Origin of the sequence: Nitrobacter sp. TKz-YC01 (genome assembly GCF_047824785.1) — a bacterium.
Classification (GTDB): domain Bacteria; phylum Pseudomonadota; class Alphaproteobacteria; order Rhizobiales; family Xanthobacteraceae; genus Nitrobacter.
This window is the reverse complement of sequence record NZ_CP181168.1, coordinates 48904-74648: the sequence shown is the minus strand read 5'-3', so window position 1 is coordinate 74648 and position 25745 is coordinate 48904. Positions and strand designations below refer to the sequence as shown.

The window sequence follows — 25745 nt, the reverse complement described above, 5'->3', positions numbered from 1 at the left end:
ATCAACGCCTGTTCGTGGGAGATTGCAATGAACCACAGTAAGCAAGGCCAGCTACCTTTGGTTCCAACCCAATCCGCCGACCAATACCCGAGCGGAGAGCCAAAGGAATATGTCAGGCATAATCCCGCAGCGCGAATAACTATCGCAGCCCTATTCCTTCTGCTTGTACTGCAGATCGCAACCGGTGTGGTCTTGGCGGCACCGATCTATTCTGGCCGCCGTTAGGCCGGTTCGTTTCGAAGCCCTGCGGTGATGGTCCGTCTTGCGCAGAGCACGGCCGCTCGCAGCCAGCCAATGCGCTCGACAACGTGGTTTCTCGCTAGGGCGGCTCTTTCATCGATCTTTGCGCCGCGTCTGGCCGAGCTTTACAGATCCTGCGGAGGCCCACTACGAGACGCATACTGAGCAACAAGCGTCAATTCCGTGCCACGTCGCGACGTGTTCGCTTGGAATAGCGAGAGGCGTTTCTGGGTTGATTTGCCTCAATCACCGTTCCGTATTGGATACGATAATTCATCTGTGTCTAACTGTCCTTGGAGAGTCATCTTGGGTTCAAGTGAGCCCTGACCATGAAACTCCCGACTTGCTGACTTCTCGGTAGCGTTACGGGCAAGATGCTGAAAACGATGACGGTACCCGATACGGTTGTTCCATTTGAAACGCACCTACCAAGATAGGTCACTTGGAATTATGTTGGAGGTTCTTATGAAAGCGCGAGACGTAATGGTGTCCCCGGTCATCACAGCCTGCGAGGATGCGACCGTGCAAGACGTGGCGAAGACAATGATTGCCAGACGCATCAGCGCCGTACCAATCGTCGACAAGGCAGGAAAGCTCGTCGGAATCGCCACCGAAGCCGACCTAATGCATCGCATCGAGGCAGGGACTGAACGCCCCTACTCCTGGTGGCTGCATATTCTGTCCGGAGATCAGGCGATGGCAGAGGGCTATGTCCAATCTCATGCCAGAAAGATCTCTGACATCATGACACGAGAGGTCAAGACGGCCGATCCCGAAACGCCTCTGATTGACGTTGCCGAGCTGTTCGAAACGAACGACATCAAGCGAGTGCCAATTGTCAACCAAGCGGGCGACCTGCTCGGCATTGTCAGTCGCGCAAACATCATCCAGGCCGTGGCGAGTGCCCGGCCACACCTCGAGATCACACTGTCGGACGCCGCGATCCGTCAGGAGTTAATGGAAGAACTCAAGAAACAGCCGTGGGCGCACACCCACAAACTCAATGTCACCGTCACCCGCGGGATTGTCGATTTGTGGGGCACGGTCGAGTCCGAGCAGGTCAGAAAGGCGATCTGAGGTGGTGCCGGTTTCTGAGACAGGGGCATAAGGTGGATCGCCCGATGAAAAGGACGATCCGGTATGAAGACACGCAGACGATTTACGGCTGAGTTCAAGGCCAAGGTTGCGCTTGAGGCGATCCGTGGCGAGCGGACGATTTCGGAACTGGCGACAAAGCACCAGCTTCATCCGAACCAGATTACGCAGTGGAAACGGCAGGCCATCGAGAACCTGGCCAAGACGTTCGACGACAAGGCTGCTGATGCGCAGGTCGGCCGGGAAGCCGAGGTGACCAAGCTGCACGCCAAGATTGGCCAGCTTGTCGTTGAGCGGGATTTTTTGGCCAAGGCCTTCGATCGCTGAGCCTGGATCGGAGGAGAATGATGATTGACCCCGATCACAACCGGCTCTCGATCCGCCGCCAGTGCGAACTGGTCTCGATCTCGCGGGCGTCGTTCTACCGACAGCCCGCCGGCGAGACGCCCGAGAACCTCGAACTGATGCGCACCATCGACGAGGCCTTCATGGAGACGCCCTGGTATGGCTCCCGGCAGATGGCCCGGCATCTGCGGCGTCAGGGCTGGTGCGTGGGTCGCAAGCGGGTCCGGCGGCTGATGCGCAAGATCGGTCTGTCGCCGATCTACCAGGCGCCGAGAACCAGCGAGCCGCATCCGCAGCATCGCATCTATCCCTACCTGCTGCGGCACCTGGCGATCGAGCGGCCGGATCACGTTTGGTGTGCCGATGTGACCTATATCCCGATGCGGCGCGGCTTCCTTTACCTCGTGGCCATCATGGACTGGTTCAGCCGCAAGGTCCTGGCCTGGCGGTTGTCGAACACGATGGATGCCGACTTCTGTGTTGCCGCTCTCGAAGAGGCGATCGCCTGCCATGGCAGGCCCGACATCTTCAACACCGACCAAGGCTCGCAGTTCACTAGCTTCGCCTTCACGACGACGCTGAAGGATGCCGGCATCCGCATCTCCATGGACGGGCGCGGCCGCTGGATGGACAACGTCTTCATCGAACGACTGTGGCGCAGCCTCAAATATGAGTGCGTCTTCCTCAGCACATTCGAAACGGGAAGCCAAGCCCGCTGCGGCATCGGCTCCTGGATAGACTATTACAACCGGCGACGCCCGCACTCGACCTTCGCCGGCAGGACGCCCGACGAAGTCCATGCTATGGCGGAAATGACGGAGCAATTGGCGGCGTAGAAACGAACCCGATCCACCTTAGCCAGGCCGCCAAACTGTCTCACCAAGCGGGTCCACCTCAATCCACACCGTAGCGGTAAACATGCCTGGAGTGGGCGCTGTCAACGACCACCTCATTCAGGAGCCTGTGTTTATTTACTGACCACGACGTGGAGGTCGGTTATTGCCCCGGCGCATCCGACGTTGATCGGTACAAAACCGCAGAATGCCGAGAACGACAGCAATCTCCACCCTTGCTCATAAGGTTGCCTTCTAGAGCAGTCTGCTGAAAAACGCACAGAATTACGGGGTTTTATTGCGAGGCTGGCTGTTGAGACGGCGTGTTCGGGAGTTTGAGTTTGAGGTCTGGATCGGCTACGCTGCGACGAGTTTGGGGATGCGGATCAGATTGTAGGCGACCAGATTGAGCAGGAAGTTGGCGGCGACGCGAGCGATGCCGCGATGTTTGGTCTTGCGCATGGTGCCGTGCTGCTTGCCCCACCCGAAAATGCACTCGACCATCGCCCGGCGTGACTGCGACATGCCATAGCCCGGATGCCGCGTGGTTCGTTGGTCGATGGCGCTGCTGCGGGTCTTGCCGGTTCTGGTGACGGCCCGGTTCTGTGTCAGATGCGGCGTCACGCCAATCGATTGCGACATGGAATGCATTCGACGTGCCACCGTCCATCTGTGCCAAATCCTGGAACAGCACCTCCGTAAAAGCCCTTAGGAGGTTCTCCTTAGGATATCGACCGAAATATTCCGGCGCACACATCTCCGGTAAACTAGCCCATCCCGCATCGAGGAGATGGCGATATGCATACCCAGACGATCACCGCCCCGACTGCCAAGGCTCTCCACATTCCGCGCGTCATGGCGACGGAACCGGCCGACCAATTCAGCGTGATCGCCCGTTGCTCGGGAGTGGTCGCAAGCGAATTTTCCTACAAAAAGGATGAGGAAATCTACGGCGAGGGCGAGCCTTCCGAATACCTCTACCAGATCATCCGCGGCGCAGTCCGCACCTATAAACTCCTGAGTGACGGACGACGGCAGATCGGCGCATTCCACCTGCCTGGCGATGTCTTTGGCCTCGACCCCGGCCCGGAGCACCGGCTCACCGCCGAAGCAATCGCCGACACCACCGTCCGCCTGGTACCCCGTCGCAGCCTTGAGAAGGCCGCAGCATCGAACGTCCGGGTTGCCCGCAATCTCTGGACGATGACAGCAAGCGACCTCCGGCATGCCGAAGATCATATGCTGCTTCTTGGCCGCAAGACTGCGATGGAGCGCGTTGCCACTTTCCTCCTGGAAATGGACCGCCGGCTCGCCAGAGCCGGCATGATGACGCTCCCGATGTGTCGTCGCGATATTGGCGATTACCTCGGTTTGACGCTCGAGACCGTCTCGCGGGCGCTCTCACAACTCAACGATGAGGGCATCCTGATGTTTTCGAGCGCTCGCCAAATCGCGCTGTGCAACCGACAGCGGCTATCCGCCATGGAGGCTTAAGGGCACCGACTTGCAGTTCACCGGCCCTCATTACGCGAAGACGAGGAGTTTTCAAATGAACAGCTATCGTGTCTCTTTCTACAAGGGATCTGCTGAATTCGAGCGGCCATAGTTTCAGGTGCCTTCAGTGTCAGATCGATGTTCAATCGAACGATTCTTCCCAGGCGCTGGTTTTGGCTGAGCAGCAAATCGGCAGTAAGCGACTAAACATTGACTGTGTCGAGGTGATACACTTAGCAGACGATCATTATGAACTCGAACATCCGTCAGTTTATTCGTTCACCCCCTGCAAACATATATGGAGCCGTGTCTCGTGACGAGCGCGTCATGACATCGTCGCCAGTAACACTCACTTCGGCGGTCGAAGCCCAGAAGAGTTGATCCAATTATCAAGCTCTGACGCTTTCTCAGCCTGTGCGACCTTCTTAAGTAGTGCACCCTTTCCCGGACCTGGCTCCATCCTCAGGTATCCCCTCATTCACACGCATGAGAACGTTTGATTTAGCGCGGCGTGTTGATTGATGTATTCGCTAAACCGCGCGACAAGCGGGCGCAGGCGGACATCCGGCATGTTTGGGATCAACTCGTAGAGCATGCATCCCTGGCGGAACAGCGAATGAGTTCGGCGCTTGGCGGTGTTGACCTTGAGATGGCGATCCATACCGAGACTCTCGCCGGCTGCGCCGAGCAGCGTCAAAAGCACGATGGCGAAGGCGTTCAAAAGAAGAAGCCTGTCGCGGCGTTGCGGATCGGCGATGCGAAGAACGCCTAACCCCATGCCGAAGCGAAGGTCCTTGGTGTCGCGAAACCCCGGCTCGATCGTCCAGCGCCGGGCGTAATGGTTGGTGATTTCGCGCGCCGTCGCTTCAGCGTTGCTGGCGGCCAGACACCAGGCCGCTTTCATGTCCCTGGCGTGCACACAGACTCGGTACCGTTGGTCCGCGTCGGCTTACTCGCGATGCATGGCCTACTGAGATGGTTGCGCGCAACCTCCTTGGGCTTGGCGTTGCCATGGCCGGGATCGCCCGCCTGAGCGGGATGGCGCTCCGCCTCCGCATGCTGACCACGTTCGGCGCTGGCGCGGCAGCGATTGGTGCCAGTGCCAGCCTGCTAGCGCTCGGCCGCGCCCCCGCGTTATTGAGAATTTGGTCGAGCGCGAGAAGGCTGAAATTCACCGCATCAGCTCAACGATAGGCGCATGCCGACCATCGCCGCGATTGCGCGCATGCTGTATGATGACAGGCAACTCGCGCACCCTTTCGAAGGCTCCTCGCGATGCAAACAGCCTCAACTCCATTCCCACATCCCTGGCTATTGGCGCAAGATTAGAAGCACCGGAATCATCTTTGGCTGGTGGCTGCACGTTCAACGATACTCCGTCGACGTCATGCATGAACGCTTCATGATAGCAGCAGAATATTCTCAGGCCACCCAGTATCCAAGCCCTCCAAGTCAAGTGAACTTGTGCATTTATGTCGTACCGCGCTGGAAGCGTCACCAGGCACAACGCTTCAGCAGAGCCGCGCAGCCGGAAGTCGCTGCCGCCGCCAAACGGTGACAGCACCGAGCCTTCCTGTCGGTTATTCTGCGGCCATACCACTCGTTCATGGACGAGAAGTAGCGAGGCGCAACAGGGCTTCCCGACCCAGCGCCGTATTCCGGATCAGCTTTGGTGCAGTTGGCAGTGTGGCGCTCCTGGATGTGAGGCCCTGCTCCGTCCACTGATCGGGCACTATTATCGAACAGCAGCTAGGGTTTTCGTTAGCTTTCTAATCTCGATCTCTATTGCGGCTAACGTTATCCAACGTTGAAGGCTCGGCGCGTTTGATGCGGCTGGCATCGGCGTTCAGAAGCAGATAGCGTGGGCCAGGGTGGCATCAGCGCATCGTCAATCGATGACCAAACGACATTTCTGCGAAACGATCAAGCCGGAGTACGACATCGATTGGAAGGCGCTTCGCTGCGAGTTTATGGATAAGCGACGGTGGTGGAAGAGGGCGTCGTAAGTGGGCGGCTTGGTGCCGCCGTCGAGGACGTGAAGGCTCGAATGATGCTGGCGTGAGGGAGTGGGAGCCGGCGAGGCTGGACGGTTTGTCGCGGTTGTTCCCCGTCAGCACTCTTGAGACAAATTGCGGGACTTCACGGAGGGAGGATTTCTGGTTCATCGTAGCCGCAAGGAGCGAAGATGAAGCAGAAATCCGGGCCGGGCAAAGCGCCGGCAGAACAAGTGCTGAAGGACATCCGCCGGCAGACGCGCCGGCAATATTCGGCGGAGGAGAAGATCCGCATCGTGCTGGAAGGACTGCGCGGCGAGGAGAATATCTCCGAGCTTTGCCGCCGCGAAGGCATCGCCGCCTCGATGTATTACGGCTGGTCCAAGGAGTTCCTGGAAGCTGGCAAGCGCCGATTGGCAGGCGACACGGCCCGCGCCGCGACCTCCGGCGAAGTTAAAGACCTTCGTCGTGAGGCCTCGGCGTTGAAGGAGGTCGTCGCCGACCTGACCCTGGAAAACCGTCTGCTTAAAAAAACGTATGGCCCGCCCCGTCTGCAAGAGGATTTTACGGCATTCTGAACAGTCTGCGTCAACGTATACGGTCTCATGAGCAAGCCCATGGCCAAGATGGATATCCGCACGTTCAGAGCCCCATAAGCATGCCGGCAGCGAATGTGCCATTTTTTTGATCGGGATTTCCGAACGCCGTTCGACTGTCAGGCCATCTCTTCGATCCTTCCTGCAAACCCCGTTGGACTGCGCGAACTATGCGCAGCGCTGATCTCGTTAAACCACGGCTACCGGGTAACTGCGTTCAAAGCGCGCTTCCTTGCGCAAGATGGCCCAAGCTATCCGCGCCAGCTTGTTGGCTAAAGCCACCACTACGGCGTTACGGTGTACGCCCCGCTCGATCATTGCCTTCAGCCACCGCCCCAGTGGCGTATCGCTTTGTGACAGCGATGGCAAAGCCGCGCGAGCGCCGTGGATGAGTAGAGTGCGCAAATAAGTGTTGCCACGCTTGGATATCCCGAGCAGCCGAGCCTTACCTCCCGTGCTGGATTGTTTCGGAACCAACCCGAGCCAGGCGCCCAGGTCCCGGGCCTTGGCAAAATTACTTGCATCGCCAACCGCAGCGACCAGGGCCGTTGCGTTGAGCACGCCAACGCCAGGGATCGAAGTCAACCTGCAAGCTGCGGGATCATTGCGTGACAGTTTGACAAATTCGCCATTCAACGCCGCGATTTTCGCGTCGAGTTCTCTCCATTCGGTACGTAAATCGCCAGCTAACTGGCGTATACGCGGTGACAATGTTTGATCGCCATCGACAAGCATGCCATCCACGCCAAGCTCGAATTTCCGCCGGCCGGCCGGGAAGATCTCCCCGCGCTCCAGCAGGATCGCGCGTAGTTGATTGATGAGGTTGGTTCGTTCTGCCACGAGGCGCGAGCGCACACGATGCAGCGTTTGAATATCCAACTGCTCCTGGCTCTTGAGTTCGACGAACCGCATTGTCGGTCGTGAGGCAGCTTCGGCGATTCCTTCAGCATCGCGGTCGTCGTTTTTCTGAGCTTTAATATATGGACGGACGTATTCCGGTGACATCAACCGGATCTTATGACCTTGCGCGACAAACAGGCGGCCCAGGTGATGGGCGCCGCAGCATGCTTCCATCGCAACTACACAGGCCGGAAGTTTCGTCACATATTCGACCAGCGTTTGCCGGCGCATCGTTCGACGAACGACTACAGCACCGGTCGTGTCGACTCCAACAACGCTGCAAGAGTTCTTTCCCAGATCAACCCCGAGGATTGTTATAGACATTAGCTCATTCCTTTCCCGTTTTTGACACCAGCATCGTACTTGATGCCGGAGAAAGGGACGGGCCATTCCATAAGCATGAACGGGGATGGGGAGGACGAGGCATGAGGTACCCTGCGTCCGAGAAAGCCGAGATCATCGCGCTGGTGGAGCAGTCGCACTTGCCGGCCAAGCGCACGCTGGACAAGCTCGGCATCCCCGCGCCACATTTTATAGGTGGTACGATCGCTTCCGCGAGGGTGGCATTGAGGCCCTGGCAGATCACCGCTCTCGACCGGATCGGGTCTGGAATTGTATCCCGGATGACGTCCGAGGCCAGATCATCGACCTGGCGCTGGAGATTCCCGAGCTGTCGCCGCGGGAGTTGGCGGTGCGCTTTACCGACGAGAGAAAGTATTTTGTCTCGGAGGCTTCGGTCTATCGGCTGCTGAAGGCGCACGATCTCATCACCAGCCCGGCCTATGTGGTGATCAAAGCCGCGAACGAGTTCAAGGACAAGACCACCGCCATCAACCAACTCTGGCAGACCGACTTCACCTACCTCAAGATCACCGGTTGGGGCTGGTACTACCTCTCGACCGTGCTCGACGACTTCTCGCGCTACATCGTGACCTGGAGGCTCGGTCCCACGATGTGTACCTCCGACGTCACGGCCACGCTCGACCAGGCGCTCGCCGCATCGGGTCTCGATCGCGCCACCGTCATGCACCGGCCGCGGCTCCTCTCGGATAACGGCTCGTCATACGTGGCGAGCGATCTGGCCGCGTGGCTCGAAGACAAAGGCATGGAGCATGTACGCGGCGCCCCGTATCATCCCCAGACCCAGGGAAAGATCGAGCGCTGGCATCAGACCCTGAAGAACCGCATTCTGCTCGACAACTACTACCTGCCCGGAGATCTCGAGCAGCAGGTCCACGCCTTCGTCGAGCATTATAACCACGTCCGCTATCACGAGAGCATCGACAACCTCACGCCCGCTGACGTCTATTTTGGAAGAGCCGAGACGATCCTCGCCGAACGACACCGCATCAAGCGGGCCACCATCGCAAACCGCCGCTTGCAGCATCGACTGCAGGCCGCTTAAACTCTAACCCCTGATGAGCCAGAGCCTCCGTTCTCGAAATGCCTGATCAGTCTCAAATTATCTGACGACGGACAATTCGGTCCCCGCTCCAGTGCCTTGATTTGTGTCAAGCGATAGATGGGCTGGCTCTCATCGAGTATCGACTTTTCCGGCCTCGTAGTTTTTGCCGCGTGCTACATCACGACGTGTTCGCGCTTGGAAATTCGAGAGGCGTTTCTGATTTGCCTCAATCACCTTTCCGCGTTGGATACGATAATTCATCTATGTCCTACTTTTCTTGGGAAGCGATCGTGGATCCACGTAAGCTCATTTCGAAGATTGCAGTCGTGCCTCTCTGCTTGTCCGGAATATCTCAGCCTGCGTTATCGCACGGTGGTTTAGCCCAGAATCGGTGGAATCCCGCCCATCTCAGGAATCTCCTGCCTGAGTTCCGTGCAATTGTACAAAAATGGGATGCTGCCTGCGGCAGGTCGATTGCAGCCGCGCAGCAGTCCGCGCTTTACGGTTTCCAGAGTTGAATTCGTCGCCTTTCATTTTGATGATTTTCGCTGCAGCAACAAATCACTCCATTGCGACGCCGCAGGATGCCTGCACGAAGTTGACCTGCGCCCCTGAACGTCCTCACGGCGCGCGCGACTGAGCGAACTGACCGCTGACGGCAATGCAAGGCTCACGCGAGTTGCCTGCGCCTGTCGGCGAAGGCCTCGCGCATCGCTATGTCTGCAGCGGCTCGTCCTGTCCGCGCCGGCCGGGCTGGCGCTGAGCGATCTCAAGAAGTAACGTATGGGATGCCCTAGGATTTACGCACGTTGTTCTTCATGATGAATCGCTGCTCTGACCGGATGAACAGCCGACCGGCAAGAGCGGGGCCAACCAAGGCCGAGCGGTTCAGGACGAAAAGGTCGGCCATGTAACGACAAAAAAGGCCCGACGCCGTAAAGCGCCGGGCGAGTTGTGGGTGGGGAAACAGGCCCAGAATGGGCCAAGCATCGCCGGCCTGATGTGCCGGCGATTCGTGACAGCCCGTGAATTTCAGTCAGGCTGATAAGTCTGTTTAACATCACTTCAGATATATGATTTGATGTATATCAATAGGCACATCTCTCCCATCCCAGCAGCAGAAGCACCGCTAAGAGCCTTCTCTGATTGGGGTCGTTGAAGTCAAGCTGCTCCATTTGCCATTCCGGATCGCGTCGCCCCATGGGTCACGCGCTTCTCTTCGCGGTCGGCGTAGAGCCGCCGCATGCTGGGGTTAGGAAGGCAAGGCGTCTCAATCTGTTTCACGACCTTGCGGGTTGAACCCGCAAGGCTCTGGACTCTCAACGAGATCGCCTTGCCCATCGTCCCCACAGGAACGATCCGGTTCACCCTTTCGGGCGATGTCTTGATCCTCTCTCCTGCTGAATGAAGCTCCTGATATTAGGCGGCAATGCCGACGTCGGCTTCTTTTCCCCAGCGGAACGGGGAGCTGTCACTCCACATCCGGTGAAGGATTACGGCAAGCTTGCGGGCGACCGCGACACGCGCTCGCGCTATGCCGCGATGCTTTGCGATCTTCATTCCCCAAGCCCGCAGACTCGACCATTTCCGGCTGCGCACGAGCAGCGTGTGCGCCGCCTCGTAGAGGGCTGTGCGAGCGAGTTCGTCGCCGCATCGACTGATCTTGCCCTGGATGTCGGTCTCCCCGGACTGATAGCGCGCAGGCGTCAGGCCGAGATGCGCGCCGACGTCCCTCGACCGCCTGAACCGATCCGGCCGGTCGATGGTGGCGCGGAAGGCGAGCGCGGTGATCGGTCCCACGCCGGGAACGCTCATCAGACGCCGGCAGACCTCTTCCTTCCGGACGAGATCGAGAACCTGTTTGGTCAGGCGGCTGAATTGGTCCAGCATCGTGGCGAGGACCGTGAGTAAAGGGGCGACGAGCGGCATCACCAAAGTGTCGTCGCCGACCATGGCTCGGACGCGATCAGCGAAGGCAGCTCTGGACGGTGTGCCGAGCTTGATACCGGCTTCGCGCATGATCGCACGCACCACGTTCTCGATTGTCCGCATCTCGTTGAGAATCGTTCGGCGCGCCACAAGAAGCGAGCGCCACAAGCGACACTGCCGGCTCTTGACGTGCACCGGTCGGAACCAGCCGGTTCGCATGATTTGCGCCAGTGCCCGAGCATCGTTGCGATCTGTCTTGTTTGGCATTGTCTTCATGGCTGCATTCGCCTGCCGTGTCTCAATGCAGATCGCCGGCAAGCCTGCGCCCCGCAGAGCGTCATGAAGCCAAGCCGTCAGCGAACAGGCCTCCAGGCCAACTCGTTCGAACACCAGACCCATCCCTTCAAGGGCTACAACCAGGGCATCCGGCTCACTCGCAAAGCGAGCTTCCTTGACGATGCCGCCCGTCTCGTCGACGACGCAGATAGCGGTCTCTTCCAAAGACACGTCCAGTCCGGCAAAGTACTTCATGGCTGTTCCTTCTCGATGCTTGTGGCGATTCAACACCGACCACGTTCCAACATCCTGACTGGAACAGCCACCCTCCGGCCGAGACCCCAATCACCCCATCTGTTTGGAAAATCAGGGATGAGCGTTTCTGCGGATGAGGACACCGGCCATGGCGACATGGATCATGGCGGTTGAGACATCGATGCGACGTTCGTAATCACGCACGAGCCTGCGCCAGCGGATCATCCAGCCGAAAGTTCGTTCGACCACCCAGCGGCGCGGCAGGACTTCGAAGCCCTTCTGCCCGTCGCGGCGTCGGATGATTTCGAGTACGATCTGCAGATAGACGGCTTTGTCCATCAGTTTCAGTCGGTCGTAGGCGGCGTCGGCGAACAGATGTTTCACCCACGGCCAGCGTTTGCGGATCGCATCGAGGATCGCTTGCGCGCCTGCACTGTCGGAGATGTCGGCGGTTGTCAGATTGATCATCAGCAATCGCCCGTCCGTGTCGACCGCGATATGGCGCTTTCGACCAACGATTTGTAGAGTCGAGGACGGGCGCGGTGGCATTGCCCCGTTTCCCGTCCCCGCTCATCAAACCGGACGTGCGGATTTCCCGCATCCGGCTTTCCGACTGGCTTCACCGCAAGGCTCACGGCGACGACCGACTGCGCTCGCGTCGAAGGCATCGGACGGCCAATTCCCCATAGACATGTTCTCGGGAGAACTGGTCCGCTCCATGCCCCTGCACTTTGTGTCGTTGACGGAGGAAGTAGCCCCGGCATAGCAGCCGGTGCGTTTCCTTGACGGCATCGAACCAGCTGCCTGCGATGAAGCCCGCAAGGACCGCTTCGCAAGTACGGGAGCGCTCGTCGAGCTGCCATATGCGGCTGCGTCTTGATCAATATCAAGGTCATCGAATCGATCGATGGTATTCAATCCCATCGAACATTCGGAGGTTGGACGATGCTTGGCGGATTAACTCGCTTGCTATTGGTATCAGGAGCATTCGTACTGAGCATCGTCTTTGCAAGCGTTGGAGCAACTTATGTTTTCGCCGGCGATTCCCTGACCTCGAAGAACTATGTTCCGCGTCTGGGTGATTTCATGAACACCATGCAGATGCGGCACATCAAGCTCTGGTTTTCCGGCCGGGCTGCCAATTGGCCCCTGGCTGAATATGAACTGGAGCAGATGCTGGAGAACTTTCAGGATATCGCTTTTTTGTACTCGGGCATCCCGGTGGCCGACATGGTGAGCCTGATGCAACCCGCTAAGGAGATAAAATCTGCAATTGCAGCCAAAAACGTATCAGACTTCAGCAAGGCATTTGGGAACATGACCGCGGCGTGCAATGGGTGTCATCGGGAAATCGGAAGGGCTTATATCGTCATTCAGGTTCCGACCGCCTCACCATTCAGCAATCAAGTCTTTCCATCGAAATGACGGAACGGGTGCGTTGATTGTCAAACAGGCTAACGAGTTTCCGCGGGCACGTAGGCGTCGTGGCCGGCGCAAGTTAGCGCTATTCTGTAGAGCGGCGGCGTGATCGGTGGGGAGCATGCTGCGATTACTCAAGGGGTGGTATCGACTTGCCCAAGAGTGGAGCAATCGCCTACGAGCGCCAGCTCGGCCGCCGCTCGGAGACAAAATATTTGAGCTATGTCAATTCGCACCTTTCGTCACGAGATATACTTCGTTTCCGGACGTAATGAGGAGGCCGGAATGCACTTCTTCTCAAAGACGTTCAATGTCAGTTTTGAAGAAGCTATCGCGGCAGCGAGGCAAGCTTTGGAGCGTCAAGGCTTTGAAGTATTCGCCGAAATCGATATGCAACGGGCGTTCAAGAAGACTCTTGCTGTCGATTTTCGACCATACCGGGTTCTCGGCGCATATCATCCGGCGTTGGCTCATCGCGCGATACAGGTGCGTGATGAAATCGGCTCCATCATGCTTTGTAACATTGTTGTCCAACGCAGGGACGATGATTGCATCAAGATCTCAGCAGTGGACCTGACTACGGTTGCGTATGCCACGAACAATGTTGAGTTGCGCTGGATCGTCCTTGATCTTCGAGATCGTCTGCAGAACGCTATCAAAAATATTAACGCAAAGCCGGTGACGCAGCACCGTATTCTGGAAACTAACATGAGTCGTGGCCAAGAATGAGGTGGACCCGCTTGGTGAGACAGTTTGGCGGCCTGGCTAAGGTGGATCGGGTTCGTTTCTACGCCGCCAATTGCTCCGTCATTTCCGCCATAGCATGGACTTCGTCGGGCGTCCTGCCGGCGAAGGTCGAGTGCGGGCGTCGCCGGTTGTAATAGTCTATCCAGGAGCCGATGCCGCAGCGGGCTTGGCTTCCCGTTTCGAATGTGCTGAGGAAGACGCACTCATATTTGAGGCTGCGCCACAGTCGTTCGATGAAGACGTTGTCCATCCAGCGGCCGCGCCCGTCCATGGAGATGCGGATGCCGGCATCCTTCAGCGTCGTCGTGAAGGCGAAGCTAGTGAACTGCGAGCCTTGGTCGGTGTTGAAGATGTCGGGCCTGCCATGGCAGGCGATCGCCTCTTCGAGAGCGGCAACACAGAAGTCGGCATCCATCGTGTTCGACAACCGCCAGGCCAGGACCTTGCGGCTGAACCAGTCCATGATGGCCACGAGGTAAAGGAAGCCGCGCCGCATCGGGATATAGGTCACATCGGCACACCAAACGTGATCCGGCCGCTCGATCGCCAGGTGCCGCAGCAGGTAGGGATAGATGCGATGCTGCGGATGCGGCTCGCTGGTTCTCGGCGCCTGGTAGATCGGCGACAGACCGATCTTGCGCATCAGCCGCCGGACCCGCTTGCGACCCACGCACCAGCCCTGACGCCGCAGATGCCGGGCCATCTGCCGGGAGCCATACCAGGGCGTCTCCATGAAGGCCTCGTCGATGGTGCGCATCAGTTCGAGGTTCTCGGGCGTCTCGCCGGCGGGCTGTCGGTAGAACGACGCCCGCGAGATCGAGACCAGTTCGCACTGGCGGCGGATCGAGAGCCGGTTGTGATCGGGGTCAATCATCATTCTCCTCCGATCCAGGCTCAGCGATCGAAGGCCTTGGCCAAAAAATCCCGCTCAACGACAAGCTGGCCAATCTTGGCGTGCAGCTTGGTCACCTCGGCTTCCCGGCCGACCTGCGCATCAGCAGCCTTGTCGTCGAACGTCTTGGCCAGGTTCTCGATGGCCTGCCGTTTCCACTGCGTAATCTGGTTCGGATGAAGCTGGTGCTTTGTCGCCAGTTCCGAAATCGTCCGCTCGCCACGGATCGCCTCAAGCGCAACCTTGGCCTTGAACTCAGCCGTAAATCGTCTGCGTGTCTTCATACCGGATCGTCCTTTTCATCGGGCGATCCACCTTATGCCCCTGTCTCAGAAACCGGCACCACCTCAAGGGACCAAAAGTTCCAACTATCGCTTCAGTAGCTTTCGCAACCTGGACAGCGGCAGCGTGTTGATCACGTCGGTCGCCATGATCACCGGTGACTATCCGGCCACGGCGCTGGCAGTTGCGCACGAGGCAGGCGTTGCAGCGCAGGTAGGCATTCTCACCGGAGGCGAGATCGCGGAAATGGGTTCCGCGGCACTTCGCGGGCACATCCGTGTCTACGGGCTGGACGTTCGCGACGCTTTGATCGTATCGCGGGCCTTGCGGGATTCGCAATTTGCAGTTGTCGACGTGGCCGAGCCGGACCCTCAGTCTTCGAACAGTGGCGGGTCCGGCCGATCGCGAGGCTCGCCGCGCTCGACCGACTCATTGTCCTCTATCGGAATCTCGCGTTCGATGTCGACCTGCTCCTTCTCGATCAGACCCGGAGCTTCATCCGCTTGTTCTCGCGGCTGAGGACGCCTCTTCCGTGGAGGCGATGCCGATTCAGAGACTTTCTGCCGAAATGCATTATACGCGCGCAACTTGTCACCTCAATGAGACATCAGGCAGCAGATCGGACTCGTCGTGAGCAGATCGCGGGTCATCCCGCCGAACATCCATTCGTTGAGTCGACTATGGCCGTAAGCTCCGGTTACCAGGAGATCAGCCTTTTCGTCATCTGCCCACCCGATGATCTGATCCGCGCGAGAGCCGCGAGCCTGCATTTCGACCCGACGTTCTGCCTTTATCCTGTGCTGCGCGAGATAGCGAACGACATCATCAACATGATGGCGCGCAGTCTCCATCTGTTCCTTCTCGCATATCTCCAGGACAGTTACGCGTTTGGCCTCGTGAAGGAACGGTAACGCATCCTGAACCGCTCGCCGCGCCTCTCGCGTATCTTTCCACCCAATCATGACATGGTCGGCGGCAAGGGATTTCACTGCCGCGGGCACCACCAGGACGGAACGACCGGCTCCCAGAATTGCGGCTCCAACATCGACGCTTCGATACATATCGCCCGCGGATCTGCCACTTTCGATCACGATCAAATCGGCGCAACGCGCCTCACTGATCAACGCCTCCGTGGGAAACGCGATGACTGATCGCCATTCGATCCGGCAGCCACTTCCGACGGCGGCTTGGACCTTGTTTCCCGCCTCCGCGAGGCTGGCTTTCACCTTTGCGATATCGATTTCGGTCGCATTATCAACGATCACGACACCCTCAGCGACAAAAGGCGAAACGATCGCAACAGCCGATAATCCGAGCAAATTGGCCGCGAATTTGTCCGCCGCACCTGCTGCGACGCCAACGAACTGCTTCGAGACGTGATCGACATTGATCCAGACCATCAGCGTTGCATAGGACATAACAGCCTCCACTTCGGCAATCGCCTATCACGTCCATATCCTGATGCAGGCTGCTTGATCCAAATCAACTTCTTGCGGTGCGGATCGGCTGACCGTCGTATTCTGATGTCAGGGTCGTGTCAGACAACAGCGTCGTGAACTTGCATCGGTCGATGCTAAACATCGAATGCAGCCGGATAAGAAAGCCGCGTTCGCCGTCGCAACACGATATCTGGTGATACCCATAGCGGCGCGGACAACTGACATGTTGCCAAGCCGAAAGGTCGGTCTTGATCGAAATCAACGTGCGGCGCGGCGGACCAGCTTTTATTGACACCAAGCAACTCATTAGATCGGAACATTCCATGAAAGCGCTTGTCTACCATGGACCCGGGCACAAAACGCTCGAAGATCGCCCCAAGCCGGAAATACGGTCCGCAGGAGATGCTATCGTCAAGATGGTGAAAACGACCATCTGCGGCACGGACCTGCATATTCTGAAAGGTGACGTGCCGACTTGTACACCCGGTCGGATTCTCGGGCACGAGGGTGTCGGCATCATCGATTCAGTTGGCGCCGGTGTCACGACCTTCAAACCAGGCGACCATGTCCTCATTTCCTGCATTTCCTCTTGCGGTAAATGCGAATACTGCCGTCGGGGTCTCTATTCCCACTGTACGACCGGCGGCTGGATCCTTGGCAACGAGATCGATGGGACACAAGCTGAATATGTCCGGACCCCACATGCAGATACTAGCCTTTACCGTATTCCGGTTGACGCCGACGAAGAGGCGCTCGTCATGTTGAGCGATATTTTACCGACCGGTTTCGAATGCGGCGTTCTGAACGGCAAGGTGGCACCGGGGTCAACCGTCGCGATCGTCGGCTCCGGGCCGATCGGTCTTGCGGCGTTGCTGACAGCGCAATTTTACTCCCCCGCCGAACTGATCATGATCGATCTCGATGACAAACGTCTCAAGATCGCCAAGATATTCGGCGCTACACATACGATCAATAGCGTGGGCGGGAAGGCTCCTGACAAAGTGAAAGCATTGACCGGTGGCAAAGGTGTCGATACGGCGATCGAGGCGGTCGGCGTTCCCGCAACCTTCGTGCTTTGCCAGGATATAGTCGCTCCCGGCGGCATCATCGCCAACATTGGCGTACACGGCAGCAAGGTCGATCTGCACCTGGAGAGACTATGGTCGCACAATATCTCAATTACGACCCGGCTGGTTGACACGGTCACAACACCCATGCTTCTCAAGACGGTGCAATCAAATAAAATCAATCCTGCCCAATTGATTACGCATCGATTCCCCCTCGATCAAATTCTTAAGGCGTATGATACATTCAGCCGCGCAGCCGATACGGGCGCACTGAAAGTAATCATCACTGCCTGAGGCTAGAGGACCCGTCCCGTTCCAATCAATCTTTGGTGGATGCACATAAAGCATCTAGCCAGCTCAGGACAGGACGCCTCCGAGGGCGGCCGCTCCTAAGAAGCAGGCATTTTGTGGAATGAAACGTCTCGATACGGCGGTATGACGATTCGCTTCAGAAGCTCAGCCGTCACGAGATAAACCCCGCCCACGCCGGCGAGCGCAGCTAATAGGACCGAAGGCAGTGCTACAAACCCGACAAAGCCGCCAAGCGGCGTTAACGCCAGAATGAGCGCACCTCCGAGCGCCCCAAGCGAAGTCACCACAAGCGCAGGATGGGGGCGGCTTGCCCATAAAAGCCTGGCGGTGCGAATTACAAAAATGACGAGAATCTGCGTCGCGATGGATTCGACAAACCAGGCGGTCCGAAACACAGCCTCATCCGCGCTAAAGCCAAGACGGAGCAGCGAAAATGTCGCTGCATCGAACAGCGAAGACAGGGGGCCCATGACCAAGGTAAAGCGCAATACGGATTTCATGTCCCAGGCTTGCGGCCTAACAAGCTCGTTTTCGTCAGCCGTATCGAATGGAATCCCAATCTCGGAAATATCGTAGATGAGGTTGTTGAGAAGGATTTGCAGCGCCGTTAGAGGCAGGAACGGCAACACCAGCGAGGCCAGCGCCATCGACAGCATGTTACCGAAATTCGAACTGGTACCCATCCGCACATACTTCATAATGTTGGCATAGGTCCGCCGACCTTCCGCAACACCGGCGGCCAGCACGCCGAGCTCCGGAGCAAGAAGGATAATGTCGGCTGCCGCACACGCTACGTCCGTGCCGCCATCAACGGAGACGCCGACATCAGCGACATGGATAGCTGGCGCATCATTGATTCCGTCGCCCAAAACCCGACGGTATACCCGTTCCGGCGCAACGCACGTACGATCCGCATCTTTTGATCCGGTGAAATGCGAACGAAGATATCCGTTTCAGTCACGCGCGCAGTAGGCGCCGCATCGGTCATTGAGGGCATCTCGTCCCCCGAGAGTAATCCACGTGCTGGAAGCGCGAGCGTGTTGACGAGATGTAAAACGACAGGCGCCGCGTCTCCGGATACAATTTTTACACAAACCTCGGCTTGAATCAGATCGTTGACAGCTTGGGTCGCCGACGCCTTTGGCGGGTCGAGAAAAGCCGCACACCCGGCGAAAACTCGACCACGTCTCCGGGGACGATCTCCGGTACCGCAAGCTCAACAGGCCGCCCGTCGCGCAGGACCGACGTCGTAACAGCAACGGAGCGTCTCAGCACCTCAACAGTGTTCTCAGCCTTTTGCTCTTGAACAACGTCGAGTGCGATGGAGAACACGACAATCAAGACAATAACGATAAGGCTCTGCCAATCGCCTACCGCGCCGGATATCAATGCGGCGATGAGAAGAATGGCAATCAGCGACTCCGCGATGCGCCTGCCAAACTTGATGATGAGACTTCGCCGGATGTTCAGCACGGAGAGATTGGGGCCATAGCGAAACAGTCGCCGTTCCGCTTCTGCGCCGGTCAGCCCCCCTTCGGGGTCGCGAGACCACGCAGTAGGGCGTCGTTGCTTTCGTTCCAGAACGGCTCGTTGAGTGTTGGAAGCCTGATGTAACGATCGCTAGAGCCGTCAGAATACCTCCCATGCGCAATCGTCATCTTGCTATCTCCACGGGCCCAATCGGATCGGAGATTCCTCGAATGTGATCCAGAGCTTGTTCCCACAAGCTCTTGCAAAGACCGTCTGGACATCATCTAGCGACGAGACACAATCCACAATTGAACCGCGAAGAACCGCTCTAACCCTACCGCCCCGGCCTAGGACGGATCGACATTTACCGCAGCCAGATCATTGCTGCGGCTAGGTGGATGAAGCCTGTGAAATGAACGGTGCGCCTGTCGTATCTGGTGGCGAAGCGGCGAAAGTGCTTGAGACGATTGAAGCAGCGCTCGATCCGGTTGCGGTGTTTGTAGAGGCCGGCGTCATGCGGGATGACGACTTTGCGCGTCCTGTTTGACGGGATCACGGCTTCGGCGCCCATGCCGGCGATGAGGGCCCGCAAGGCGTTGCTATCGTAAGCCTTGTCGGCGAGCACGGCGTCCCCGGCCTGGCCTTCGAGCAGCACGGGGGCTTGCGTGATGTCTCCGACCTGCCCGGCGGTCACGATGACACGCAAGGGGCGGCCCAGCGCATCGGCGAGCATGTGGACCTTGGTGGTCAGCCCACCTCGAGACCGCCCCAGCGCCTGATCCTTGGCCCCCCTTTTCCGGCGGCCGCCTGCTGATGGGCGCGAACGATGGTGCTGTCGAGCATCAGGTATTGGTTGTCGCGGTCGGCGGTCAGGGTGGCGAACACCCGTTCCCACACGTCGGCATGGCACCACCGGCTGAACCGCCGATGCACCGTCTTCCACTTGCCATAACGCTCGGGCAAGTCACGCCAGTGCGCGCCGGATCGCAGCACCCACAGATAGCCGTTCACGAACAGCCGATTGTCCGCTCCCGTCCGCCCCGGATCACCCGCCTTGCCTGGTAGCAACGGTGCAATCGTTGCCCACTGCCGATCGCTCAGCTCATACCGCTTGATCCCCATCGTGCAGCTCCGTGCCAGAATCACGGAACCCTATGAATCAGCGATCAGACCGCTTGGGAATCCTGAATGTCGATCCGGCCTAGTGCGACATGAAAACAGGAACCGTCATCGTCGCCAGCATTCCAAGCGTTGCCCCGCCAAGTATAAATTCGCGCAGACGAGAATGCCCGTAGCCGCCCATCACAAGCCAGCTCGCTGAACAGTCGGCGACATGCGATAGAATGGTATTCGCTACATCGATATCGGCGGCAGGCGTTGTTTCCAGCTCTACCTTGATATCATGCCGGGCGAGATGCTTGCCGATTTCAATACCGCCACTGATGCTTTCCCTAGCGGTCTTCTCGTTCTCGACGATAAACAACTCGACGGCGTTGGCTTTTCTCAACAAAGGTAGCGCATCATTGATGGCACGCACTGCGGCGCGACTTCCATCCCAACAGCACATGATTCTGTCGAGCTTCACTCCGTCCCGCTGGATATAAGGGACGACAATAATCGGTCGACCGGAATCAAACAGCGTCGCTTCGATCAGAGCGCTGTTATCGATGCCATTGTCATCGTCCGATTGCATGATGATGCTGAGATCGAAACACCGTGCCATCTCCGAAAACGCTTTAGGCGGCCCGAATTCGGTGTGCAAAACAAGCCGCGGTTCGGCCGAAAGAGCGCTCCGCTTTATAGCGATCTCAAAGCGGTCAATTGCACCGCGCGCCGCTGTTTCACTCTCGGCAAACAGATCGGCGAGAGAACTTGCGGGGAAGTTCGGTGCAATATAGTTGGGAATGCTCGCCGCAAAAGCAAACGAGACTCCCGTCAGGTGGGCGGAAAACATCTCGGCGATCGAAGCGGCAAAGTCGCGAACGATGTCCCGGGATGGGTCGCGTTCCAGATGCAGGATAATGTCTTTGATCATATAATTCCTTCCAAATCGGTGAGATTTTAAAAATGATAAGATAATGAGATTAGGTCGAATTGACTTACCTCAAAGCAAAAATGCGCGCTTCCAGGCGTCGACGCCTTGACCTAAGTCAAGAAAGGGAGTCGCCGTTCTGTTAGAGAACATTTGATATTCGCCAATTCAATTTTTTCCACAGGAAGAGCAATGCGCGGTGCCAACTCATCGTTTCTTCTGACATTACTCCTGATCCTCACCTTAGGATCAGCGGAACGCATGGAAGCTGCCAACATCGAGCAAGGTCGGCGTTTGGCCCTTGTTTATTGTGCGGGATGCCACGCAATCGACAAGGTGAGTCCCAGCCCGCTTCGGATTGCGCCGCCATTTCGCAACTTACACAAGCGCTATCCCGTCGAGACGCTTGAGGAAGCCCTCGCCGAAGGGATCATAACAGGGCATCCCAGTATGCCACAATTCCAATTCGAAGCCGATCAGATCAACGATTTTATCGCGTTTCTTAAATCCCTGGAGTGATCCGTTGCGCCCATTGCGAGATAGCATGACGCATGTTTACGTCTGCCCATAAGATCGCGCAAATTCGAAGACCGTTAAGCACAAACGGCATCAAATACGTGGCTGCGTAACGAGCGGGGGGATCGTGCATCGATAGCGCGGTCTTATCGGCTACGGCTCGGGGTAGCAAAGTATTAACCGAGAAAGTTGGCCGCAAATTCCAAATTCTACGAAGACGCCTACCGCAGCGATCTCATGGTCTTGCGGCCGGTTCGAAGACCTGGTTGCTGAATGGAGAAGACGTCGGCACCTTGATCACGATGAATCCGCGGCCGATCGCCTGATGACAACCGTTACATGCCGCTGTCAATTCGTTGAAAGCGACAGAGAACCTTTTGGAATCTTTTTTCTGAATGGCCGCGCCAAGCTGTCGAACCGGCTCCACCACAATTGTCATATCCGTGACCGGAATCCCGGGATAGAGCGTCACCGCATCCTGAAAACTCTCCCTGATCTGATCCAGCTCATAGGCAGCGAGCTCCCAGTTCCGCAACTTGCCCGCAAACGACAGCTTGAAGTGCCGAAGCTGCGTTGCTCCCATGATGTCTCCAGGATGTGGATATAGTTCACACTTGGCAATCCACCGGGCGATTGCGCAGCAGCGAACGATGTCAAGATCGCTCCAGCGCACGAGACAGCAATCAGCATACGAGATCTCATCTCGCGCTCCATTCTGCCAAATGGCTTGCCGCGGCTAAGCAGCCTATTCGACCACGAGATTCGTGAAGAATGGCTCGATGATTTCGGCGCTGGGCGCGCTTTCTTCTTCAGAACCTTGGAGAGTGACGAACTCATTCCTGCACTCGAGGCACTTCCAAAGCTGCTGAAGCTGGTGCGGATCAAGACGCTCCTCCCACTCAAGATGGATCAAGCGTGAGCCACACCGCGTGCAAGTCCCGTTATGGTCTTTTGTGGTCGATGCCATCGTTGCGCTCCCTTATTTTCCTAGCACCCCTTTCAGGTTACGCAGATTACGGATCCGGTTCGCCACGGTGCTGATCTAGGTCAAAGAAAGCGCGGCGCCGACCCAAGCGCTCAAACCCTGCAATCCGCGCGCCGCCATTGATCCCGGCCATTGAACGCGCGCTCTATATTGCCTTAACGGTCCACGCGATCATGTCCTTGGCGATCCGGCCAAATGCATCGTTGAACGCTGCACTGGCTGCCGCGGGCTCGATTTTGTCCAGCCTTTGCGTGTCTTGGAATAGCCGTGCCGCGACCACTTTGCCGTCCTTGGTCAGGATTCGCGCCGACAATCCGATATCGGCAGCTGGTTCCGGATCGGTCGCGATCTGAAAGCGCCGGATATCGATCAGGAGTTGATAATCTCCCTGCACTCCATCCATTAAGCGTAGCGGCGCATGGGCGATGTCGTAATTTTCGAAGCTCTCAAGCAGTTTTGCCTGCAGCAACTTTGGAATGCTATCAGCCCACATCGCCTCGGCGAAACCCGGATACTCCTTGGCCGGCGAAAACAGAAAACGTTGCGTGTCGAGCTTGATCACCGCAGTCGGCTCCGGAATGACGAGTTTGCTCTTGAGAGTTCGGCCGGGTGGGCTGGGAAACCCACGCGCCGCGCGGAGGTCGTAAGTAACTTTCTGTCCCGGTGAAGCGCCTCCTCCTGTCATGCGTTCAAGGCCGGCCACAATGCCATCGAGCTTGCCGGTGTTCCGGGCCAGCCCTTCGGAGAAGGTCTGCAAATTTGCAATGGTGGTTTTTATCGGTCCCGCATTTTCCGCTAGCACCGCATCGACGTGCCGCAACGCATCGCGTGCAGCCTGAGTCATGCTTTGGCCCGCCCCGGCTTCAGCGATCAATGTCGGAATCGGACCGGAGGCGCCGAGTAGCTGACCGCCTTCCAGCGCAACGACCGGAACGCCGGTCAGGCCTTGAAATTCGAGGCCGACTTTGGTGTCGGATCGCACCGGCGTCGTCGATGTTACCGCAATCACCGCGTCGACGCGACGCGGATTGTCCGGCGCGAGGCTAAGCTCGGTCACTTCGCCAACGCGAATGCCATTGAAGAGGACGGCCGCACCAACCAGCAGGCCGGGCACAGATCCCTCGAATTGCACGTGGTAGGTCGTCCGCGGGCCAAGGCCGCCGGTATTGTGGAGCCAATAGACGAAGCCGAAAACCGCGGCGATGGCCGCCAGCACGAAGGCGCCGATGATGACAAAGGGGGCACGGGTTTCCATCGCTCAACTCGCTTTTGGTTGTAGCATCAACGAGCGCTTGCCATGGAAGTAGGCCCGCACCCACGGATGTTCGGATTGGAGCAGCTCGCGCATCGGCCCGATGGCGACAATTTTTCCGTCCGCCAGCGCCGCGACGCGGTCGCAGACGGTATTCAGACTGGCGAGATCGTGGGTCACCATGAACACCGTCAGGCCCAGGGTCTTTTGCAACGTCTTGATCAGGGAATCGAAATCGCCTGCCGCGATGGGATCAAGACCGGAGGTTGGCTCATCGAGAAAGACGATCGCCGGGTCGAGCGCCAGCGCCCGCGCCAGCGCTACGCGCTTGGTCATGCCGCCCGACAGTTCGGAGGGAAACTTGTCGCCGTCCTCCGGGGTCAGGCCGACCATTTCCAGCTTGGCCGTGGCGATCTCATCCATCAACGCGTTGGACAGCACAAGATTCTCGCGCAACGGAAACTGGATATTCTGCCGCACGGTCAGCGAGGAGAACAGCGCTCCCTGCTGGAACAGGATGCCCCATTTGCCGGCGGCCGTCTGCGTTCCGCGATCATGGGTCGAGCCGATCTTGGCGCCCATGACCTCGATCTCACCGCCCCTTCGCGGGATCAGGCCGATGATGGTTCGCATCAGCACCGACTTGCCGCCGCCCGAGGCGCCGACCAAGCCGAGGATCTCGCCACGGCGTACATCGAGCGAGAGATGATCGATGACGACGCGGCGCCCGAAACCCACGACGAGGTCGTTGACCCGAATTGCGAACTCTCCAACCGATGCATCCATCGCTACATTCCAATCGACGCGAAGAACACCGCGAACAATCCATCCAGCACGATCACCAGGAAGATCGACTTCACCACCGAGGTTGTGGTCTGCTTGCCGAGCGACTCGGCGCTGCCCTTGACACGCAGGCCTTCGCTGCAAGCCACGATGCCAATCACCAGGGCCATAAAGGGTGCCTTGATCATGCCGACCTCGAAATGCGTCACGGAAACGGCGTCGTGCAGCCGCGCAATGAATATGGACGGGCCCATGCCGCCATAGAACCATGCGACCAGACCGCCGCCGTAAAGCGCGGCCATCGATCCTATGAACGTCAGGATCGGCAGCGCAGAAACCAAGGCCAGAACGCGCGGCAGGATCAAAACGACGACGGGATCGAGACCCATGGTGGATAGTGCGTCGATCTCCTCGCGCATCTTCATGGAGCCGAGTTCGGCGGTGTAAGCGCTGCCGGATCGGCCGGCGACCATGATCGCGACGATCAGTACGCCGAGCTCGCGCAGCACGAGAATTCCGACCATATCGACGACATAAGAATCGGCACCGAACTTGCGAAAATGAAAAAATCCCTGCTGAGCGATGATCGCGCCGATCAGAAACGTGATGAGCAGGATGATGGGGATGGCCTGCCAGCCGACCCGATACAATTGATACACCAACGACGTGAGCCGCAGCGAACGCGGCTTCCGAATGATGCCGAGCAACGCGACGCAAAGTGAACCGAGCATCTGCAAGAACACGGCCACGTCTTCGCGGGAGCCCCAGGCCGAGCGGCCAATCTCCTCCACTTTGGTAATCACAGGATTGCGCGCCTTGGGTGCCGGAGAATTGTGCCGGTTGACATGTCGGACCTCCTCGATCAGGCCGGCGTAGTTTTCAGAAACTCCGACGACTTCAACCGGATGATTGGCAGATGCCACTCGCCGCGACAATTTTTCGAGCAACCAAGCCCCTAGCGTATCGAGTTCGCTCAGGCCGCTCATATCCATTTTCAGGGACTTCGCCCGCTCGACCTGCGGCGCGACGGCGTCCGCGAGGGTTTCCAGGGCGATGACATTCGCCGCGATCCAGGAACCGTCCGGGCGCAACTCGAGCGCATCGCCTCTTGAAGCGGCCGTCAATTGGGGTGCCGTCGCCAATGGAAATCTCCAGCTCGCCGCCCCTTCCATAAACTGCACCTGGGA

General features: G+C 58.0%; 22 protein-coding genes and 5 pseudogenes. 11 read left to right on the top strand and 16 right to left on the bottom strand.

The genetic code is table 11. The features are described from left to right. Nucleotides 1-705: 705 nt before the first annotated feature. Both ACMYR2_RS19115 and ACMYR2_RS19110 read left to right on the top strand, forming a co-directional pair. Entirely contained in the window at nucleotides 706-1317 is a 612-nt protein-coding gene (locus tag ACMYR2_RS19115; RefSeq protein WP_416194165.1) for a CBS domain-containing protein, read from the top strand. 63 nt (nucleotides 1318-1380) lie between these two features. After that, nucleotides 1381-2516, top strand: a protein-coding gene (locus ACMYR2_RS19110) for an IS3 family transposase (RefSeq protein WP_416192834.1) whose coding sequence is annotated in 2 segments (ribosomal slippage) — nucleotides 1381-1651 and nucleotides 1651-2516 — 1137 coding nt in all. Because the reading frame shifts where the segments join, the coding sequence is not laid out codon by codon here. Between the two features lie 354 nt (nucleotides 2517-2870). On the opposite strand, the gene ACMYR2_RS19105 is transcribed toward ACMYR2_RS19110, so the two are convergent. After that, on the bottom strand, nucleotides 2871-3155 hold the full coding sequence (locus ACMYR2_RS19105) for a transposase (protein ID WP_416194164.1): 285 nt from the start codon (nucleotides 3153-3155) through the stop codon (nucleotides 2871-2873). Nucleotides 3156-3311: 156 nt separating this feature from the next. Between ACMYR2_RS19105 and ACMYR2_RS19100 the strand changes: the two genes are divergently transcribed. Further along, nucleotides 3312-4007 (top strand): helix-turn-helix domain-containing protein, encoded by a 696-nt coding sequence (locus ACMYR2_RS19100; protein WP_416194163.1) that lies wholly within the window; start codon nucleotides 3312-3314, stop codon nucleotides 4005-4007. A gap of 478 nt (nucleotides 4008-4485) precedes the next feature. Here the strand turns inward: ACMYR2_RS19100 and ACMYR2_RS19095 are convergent, their stop codons facing one another. Beyond that, on the bottom strand, nucleotides 4486-4911 hold the full coding sequence (locus ACMYR2_RS19095) for a transposase (protein ID WP_416194162.1): 426 nt from the start codon (nucleotides 4909-4911) through the stop codon (nucleotides 4486-4488). 294 nt (nucleotides 4912-5205) lie between these two features. Between ACMYR2_RS19095 and ACMYR2_RS19090 the strand changes: the two genes are divergently transcribed. Then, nucleotides 5206-5565 carry a hypothetical protein gene (locus ACMYR2_RS19090; RefSeq protein ID WP_416194161.1) on the top strand — a complete coding sequence of 120 codons (360 nt, stop codon included), beginning with the start codon at nucleotides 5206-5208 and terminating at the stop codon, nucleotides 5563-5565. A 627-nt stretch (nucleotides 5566-6192) separates the two neighbouring features. Continuing rightward, nucleotides 6193-6540, top strand: a pseudogene (locus ACMYR2_RS19085) (transposase); the annotation flags it as partial. Nucleotides 6541-6786: 246 nt separating this feature from the next. Here the strand turns inward: ACMYR2_RS19085 and ACMYR2_RS19080 are convergent. Further along, a complete protein-coding gene (locus ACMYR2_RS19080; RefSeq protein WP_414648987.1) occupies nucleotides 6787-7809 on the bottom strand; it encodes an IS110 family transposase in 1023 nt (340 codons plus the stop codon). 83 nt (nucleotides 7810-7892) lie between these two features. Between ACMYR2_RS19080 and ACMYR2_RS19075 the strand changes: the two are divergent. Then, nucleotides 7893-8902: pseudogene (locus ACMYR2_RS19075) on the top strand (IS3 family transposase); the annotation flags it as partial. A 1419-nt stretch (nucleotides 8903-10321) separates the two neighbouring features. On the opposite strand, the gene ACMYR2_RS19070 reads toward ACMYR2_RS19075, so the two are convergent. After that, nucleotides 10322-11362, bottom strand: a complete 1041-nt coding sequence (locus tag ACMYR2_RS19070; RefSeq protein WP_416194160.1) for an IS110 family transposase — start codon at nucleotides 11360-11362, stop codon at nucleotides 10322-10324. Between the two features lie 111 nt (nucleotides 11363-11473). Beyond that, nucleotides 11474-11884, bottom strand: a pseudogene (locus tag ACMYR2_RS19065) (IS5 family transposase); the annotation flags it as partial. Between the two features lie 354 nt (nucleotides 11885-12238). On the opposite strand from ACMYR2_RS19065, the gene ACMYR2_RS19060 reads away from it, so the two are divergent. Together ACMYR2_RS19060 and ACMYR2_RS19055 are read left to right on the top strand one after the other, a co-directional pair. Beyond that, nucleotides 12239-12787: a hypothetical protein gene (locus ACMYR2_RS19060; protein ID WP_416194159.1), complete on the top strand. Its 549-nt coding sequence runs from the start codon at nucleotides 12239-12241 to the stop codon at nucleotides 12785-12787. Between the two features lie 279 nt (nucleotides 12788-13066). Beyond that, nucleotides 13067-13510 (top strand): DUF302 domain-containing protein, encoded by a 444-nt coding sequence (locus ACMYR2_RS19055; protein WP_416194203.1) that lies wholly within the window; start codon nucleotides 13067-13069, stop codon nucleotides 13508-13510. 58 nt (nucleotides 13511-13568) lie between these two features. Here the strand turns inward: ACMYR2_RS19055 and ACMYR2_RS19050 are convergent. After that, nucleotides 13569-14704 (bottom strand): IS3 family transposase gene (locus ACMYR2_RS19050; RefSeq protein ID WP_416192834.1). Its coding sequence is split into 2 segments (ribosomal slippage): nucleotides 13569-14434 and nucleotides 14434-14704, totalling 1137 coding nucleotides; the frame shifts between segments, so codons are not numbered across the junction. A 124-nt stretch (nucleotides 14705-14828) separates the two neighbouring features. Between ACMYR2_RS19050 and ACMYR2_RS19045 the strand changes: the two genes are divergently transcribed. Then, nucleotides 14829-15221, top strand: a complete 393-nt coding sequence (locus tag ACMYR2_RS19045; RefSeq protein WP_416194202.1) for a hypothetical protein — start codon at nucleotides 14829-14831, stop codon at nucleotides 15219-15221. 77 nt (nucleotides 15222-15298) lie between these two features. Here ACMYR2_RS19045 and ACMYR2_RS19040 read toward each other — a convergent pair whose 3' ends face one another. After that, complete coding sequence (locus tag ACMYR2_RS19040) at nucleotides 15299-16120, bottom strand: universal stress protein (RefSeq protein WP_416194201.1); 822 nt, start codon at nucleotides 16118-16120, stop codon at nucleotides 15299-15301. A gap of 344 nt (nucleotides 16121-16464) precedes the next feature. On the opposite strand from ACMYR2_RS19040, the gene ACMYR2_RS19035 reads away from it, so the two are divergent. Continuing rightward, the gene (locus ACMYR2_RS19035; protein ID WP_347264023.1) at nucleotides 16465-17502 is read left to right on the top strand and encodes a zinc-dependent alcohol dehydrogenase family protein; all 1038 of its coding nucleotides are present in this window, start codon (nucleotides 16465-16467) and stop codon (nucleotides 17500-17502) included. Between the two features lie 95 nt (nucleotides 17503-17597). On the opposite strand, the pseudogene ACMYR2_RS19030 reads toward ACMYR2_RS19035, so the two are convergent. From ACMYR2_RS19030 to ACMYR2_RS19015, 4 genes and pseudogenes are all read right to left on the bottom strand, one after another. After that, nucleotides 17598-18703: pseudogene (locus ACMYR2_RS19030) on the bottom strand (HAD-IC family P-type ATPase); the annotation flags it as partial. Then, nucleotides 18628-19101 carry a cation-transporting P-type ATPase gene (locus tag ACMYR2_RS19025; protein ID WP_416194205.1) on the bottom strand — a complete coding sequence of 158 codons (474 nt, stop codon included), beginning with the start codon at nucleotides 19099-19101 and terminating at the stop codon, nucleotides 18628-18630. The pseudogene ACMYR2_RS19030 and the gene ACMYR2_RS19025, both read right to left, overlap by 76 nt. A 253-nt stretch (nucleotides 19102-19354) precedes the next feature. Continuing rightward, a pseudogene (locus tag ACMYR2_RS19020) lies at nucleotides 19355-20112 on the bottom strand (IS5 family transposase). A gap of 79 nt (nucleotides 20113-20191) precedes the next feature. Further along, nucleotides 20192-21025, bottom strand: a complete 834-nt coding sequence (locus tag ACMYR2_RS19015) for a universal stress protein (protein WP_347264016.1) — start codon at nucleotides 21023-21025, stop codon at nucleotides 20192-20194. Nucleotides 21026-21214: 189 nt separating this feature from the next. Here ACMYR2_RS19015 and ACMYR2_RS19010 point away from each other — a divergent pair, with 189 nt between their 5' ends. Next, complete coding sequence (locus ACMYR2_RS19010; RefSeq protein WP_416194200.1) at nucleotides 21215-21541, top strand: c-type cytochrome; 327 nt, start codon at nucleotides 21215-21217, stop codon at nucleotides 21539-21541. A 232-nt stretch (nucleotides 21542-21773) separates the two neighbouring features. Here ACMYR2_RS19010 and ACMYR2_RS19005 read toward each other — a convergent pair whose 3' ends face one another. The 5 genes from ACMYR2_RS19005 to ACMYR2_RS18985 form a co-directional block, all read right to left on the bottom strand. Beyond that, nucleotides 21774-22211 carry a hypothetical protein gene (locus tag ACMYR2_RS19005; RefSeq protein WP_347264015.1) on the bottom strand — a complete coding sequence of 146 codons (438 nt, stop codon included), beginning with the start codon at nucleotides 22209-22211 and terminating at the stop codon, nucleotides 21774-21776. A gap of 72 nt (nucleotides 22212-22283) precedes the next feature. Beyond that, nucleotides 22284-22505, bottom strand: coding sequence for a hypothetical protein (locus ACMYR2_RS19000; RefSeq protein ID WP_347264014.1), 222 nt, complete (start codon nucleotides 22503-22505; stop codon nucleotides 22284-22286). Nucleotides 22506-22668: 163 nt separating this feature from the next. Beyond that, complete coding sequence (locus tag ACMYR2_RS18995; RefSeq protein ID WP_347264013.1) at nucleotides 22669-23778, bottom strand: ABC-type transport auxiliary lipoprotein family protein; 1110 nt, start codon at nucleotides 23776-23778, stop codon at nucleotides 22669-22671. Nucleotides 23779-23781: 3 nt separating this feature from the next. Further along, nucleotides 23782-24561 carry an ABC transporter ATP-binding protein gene (locus ACMYR2_RS18990; RefSeq protein WP_347264012.1) on the bottom strand — a complete coding sequence of 260 codons (780 nt, stop codon included), beginning with the start codon at nucleotides 24559-24561 and terminating at the stop codon, nucleotides 23782-23784. Between the two features lie 2 nt (nucleotides 24562-24563). Then, nucleotides 24564-25700 carry an MlaE family lipid ABC transporter permease subunit gene (locus ACMYR2_RS18985; protein ID WP_416194199.1) on the bottom strand — a complete coding sequence of 379 codons (1137 nt, stop codon included), beginning with the start codon at nucleotides 25698-25700 and terminating at the stop codon, nucleotides 24564-24566. Nucleotides 25701-25745: the final 45 nt, after the last annotated feature.